Here is a 3,100-nt window from a genome sequence, read left to right on the forward strand (position 1 = left end):
GGGGGGGCGCGCCCCCCCCCCCGCCCCGCCGTGGCAGCATCGGCGCCATGCGCTACCGATACGCCACCGAGGCCGACGCGCCCGCCCTGGCCCGGCTCTTCGCCGCCAACCACCACGACGCCCTGACCGAGGAGCAGCGCTCCGCGCAGGGCTTCGTCCAGGGCACGTTCGACGCCGCCACCCTGCGGGACATGGCCGCCGCCGGGGAACTCCTGGTGGCCGACGACGGCCGGGGCCGCATCGCCGGACTGCTCGCGCTGTCGGTCGCCGCCGACATGGCCGACCCGCCGGCGGCGGTCACCGGCCTGCTGCGGGCCCAGACCGGCCTCGCCTGGCACGGACGCCCGCTGGGCGAGGTGCCGTGGCTGCTGTACGGGCCGGTCGTCGTCGACGCCGCCTTCCGGGGGCACGGGGTGGCCCGGGGCCTGTTCGCCATGGCCGTCGAGGCGTCGGCGGGCCGCGCGGAGGCCCTGGTCGCCTTCATCGAGGCGGGCAACGCCCCCTCCTGGCGGGTCCACGTGGACGCCTTCGGCATGACCCCGCTCGGCGACTACACCGTCGCGGGCCGCACCTACCACGCCGTCGCCACCCCCGCCGGGGCCTGACCCGCAGGGTCCTGACCCGGCGGGGGGCGGCCGGTCCGCCGTCAGCCCTCGATGATCACCAGCGGGAGCTCCCGGGGCCACGCCGTGGCCTGCTGGTCGTCGAAGAGGGGCCACAGCCCCGTCATCGCCTCCCAGTACGTCTCCCGCTCCAGCGGATCCGCCGTCCGCGCCCAGGCCGGGAAGGCCGCCGTACCCACCTGGACGCGGACCTCCGGGTGCGCGACCAGGTTGGCGTACCAGGACGGGTGGTGCGGCCCGCCCGTACCGGCGGCCACCACCAGCAGCCGGCCCGCGTCCCGCCCGTAGACCAGCGGCGTGCGCACCGCCCGGCCGGAGGCCCGGTCCAGGGTGGTCAGCAGCAGGGTGGGGACCCCGTGCCACAGGTGTCCGTCCGTCCCGCCGCTCGACACGTACGTCCGCACGTGCTCCAGCCGCGGCCCCGGGCGGGGGTCCGTGGGGTGGTCCCAGTCGACGGCAAGGGCGGCGACGCTGTTCATCAAACCTCCGTAGGGCGTCCCCCCTACGGCTAACGACCCTTCACCGATTCTGGATGCGGTCCCCCCGCCCCGCACCTCCACGCACGCGCGAAAAGGGCCACGGCCCGGGGGCGACCCCGGGCCGTGGCCCCACAGCAGCACGTCCGGCCGGCAGCCGGCTACGGCAGATAGCGCTCGATGACGGACGGACCCTTCTCCGCGATCAGCTTCCGCGCCGCCTCGACCCGCTCCGGAGTCGGGTCGTGGCCGGTCGCCATCACCAGGTCCTCGGGGTCGTACGGCCGCTCACCGCCGGTGAAGAGCCGGTCCGACCGGGTGGGCTGCTCGTTGGTTTCACTTTCCATCGGAGACCTCCTACGGTGTCCCAGGCCCCCATCCTCCGGCCCCGGCCCCAAGAACGCACGTCGACGCTCCAGGGGCCCGTCTCAGGCGGCGACGAGCGTCGCCGTCGCGCCGATCACGACCAGCAGCCCGCAGATCGACAGGTTGACCCTCCGGTGCTCCCAGAACACCGCGACGAACTCGCGCAGGGTCGCGCTCGGCAGGAAGTAGCGGGCCGTCGGCGAGCCCACCACCTGCCCGTTCACCCCCGCCTTGCGGGCCATCATCGCGGCCCGGAACGCGTGGAAGTTGTTGGTGACCACCACGCACCGGTAGCCCGGGTCGTCCGCCAGCATGATCTCCTTCGAGAACAGCATGTTCTCCTCGGTCGTCCGCGACCGGTCCTCCAGCGTGATGTGCTCCGCCGGAACCCCCTCGGCGATCAGCCAGTCCGCCATCGCCCGCGCCTCCGCGACCCGCTCGTCCGACCCCTTGCCGCCCGAGGTCAGCAGCACCGGCGGCCGCGAACCCCGGGCCAGCTGGGCCGCGTAGATCTCCTGCCCCTTGCGCAGCCGCGAGGCCAGCAGCGGCGGCACCCGGTCCCCGCCGATCAGCCCGGAGCCCAGCATCACCACGTGGTCGACGTCCCCGCGCACCTTGATCCGGCCGTAGAGGAAGGCGTAGCCGAGGAAGCAGAGGAAGACGAACGCCACGTAGGCCACCACCAGGGTCAGCGTCGCCGCCACCCCGGTCAGCACCACGGAGTGGAACATCGGGACGGCGACCAGCAGCGCGATCATCCCGAAGATCCCGAGCCCCGCCAGCATCGACAGCAGGTTGGCCGGACGGCGGCCCTCCTTGCGGACCATCGTCACGCCGTTGGCTATCAGGAACCCGCCGATGACCATCGTGCCCACCGTGGGCGCGGCGAACGCGAGGGCGATGATCGGCAGCGCCGCCCACCCCGGCAGGGCCGTCACCTGGAACAGCAGCGCGGCCGAGAAGGTGATGAACGTCAGCCCGAACAGCACCGCGTTGCGGAAGCGGCGGCGGTCCTTGAAGGCGCTGACGCACAGGGCGAGGAACAGGAGGGCGGGGAGGACGAAGGCGGCCATGCCGTTCATCGTATGTGCCGCCCGCGGGCCGCCGCCGGGACGAAAGTCCTGCTCGAACCCCCTACCGCCGGAAGGGCGTTCTGCGCACCGACCGCCCCGCCAGCACGTCCGTACGGCGCCCGTCCCGCATCACGAACCGCCCGTCGATCAGCACGTGCGGGATCCCGGCCGGCAGCCTGCGCGGCTCCTCGTACGTGGACCCGGCCGCGACCGTCTCCGGATCGAACAGCACCAGGTCGGCCCGGAACCCCTCGCGCACCAGCCCCCGGTCCGGCAGCCGCAGCCGCGCCGCGGGCCGGCCCGACAGGTGCGCCACGCACTCCTCCAGCGAGAGCACGCCCAGCTCGCGCACGTAGTGGCCCAGGTAGTGCGGGAACGTGCCGTACGCCCTCGGGTGCGGCTTCGCGCCGTGCAGGATGCCGTCCGAACCGCCGGTGTGGACCCGGTGGCGCATGATCGCCCGGACGTTCCCCTCGTGGCCCACGTGCTGCAGGACGGTCGTACCCAGCCGGTCGCCCAGCAGCAGCCGGCGCGCCTCCTCCCAGCCGCCGAGGCGGGTGCC

General features: G+C 74.1%; 5 protein-coding genes. 1 reads left to right on the plus strand and 4 read right to left on the minus strand.

What is annotated here, in order from left to right:
• Positions 1-47 precede the first annotated feature (47 nt).
• Positions 48-605, plus strand: coding sequence for a GNAT family N-acetyltransferase (locus VR44_RS24115; protein ID WP_045949681.1), 558 nt, complete (start codon positions 48-50; stop codon positions 603-605).
• Positions 606-646: 41 nt separating this feature from the next.
• Here VR44_RS24115 and VR44_RS24120 read toward each other — a convergent pair whose 3' ends face one another.
• The 4 genes from VR44_RS24120 to VR44_RS24135 form a co-directional block, all read right to left on the minus strand.
• Positions 647-1,102 carry a nitroreductase/quinone reductase family protein gene (locus VR44_RS24120; RefSeq protein ID WP_094191876.1) on the minus strand — a complete coding sequence of 152 codons (456 nt, stop codon included), beginning with the start codon at positions 1,100-1,102 and terminating at the stop codon, positions 647-649.
• A gap of 158 nt (positions 1,103-1,260) precedes the next feature.
• Entirely contained in the window at positions 1,261-1,446 is a 186-nt protein-coding gene (locus VR44_RS24125) for a hypothetical protein (protein WP_045949678.1), read from the minus strand.
• Positions 1,447-1,527: 81 nt separating this feature from the next.
• Positions 1,528-2,538, minus strand: coding sequence for a YdcF family protein (locus tag VR44_RS24130; RefSeq protein WP_045949679.1), 1,011 nt, complete (start codon positions 2,536-2,538; stop codon positions 1,528-1,530).
• A 61-nt stretch (positions 2,539-2,599) separates the two neighbouring features.
• On the minus strand, positions 2,600-3,100 hold a 501-nt coding region (locus VR44_RS24135; RefSeq protein WP_045949680.1), incomplete at its 5' end, for an amidohydrolase family protein.

It is taken from the genome of Streptomyces katrae (assembly GCF_000966975.1).
Taxonomy (GTDB): domain Bacteria; phylum Actinomycetota; class Actinomycetes; order Streptomycetales; family Streptomycetaceae; genus Streptomyces; species Streptomyces katrae.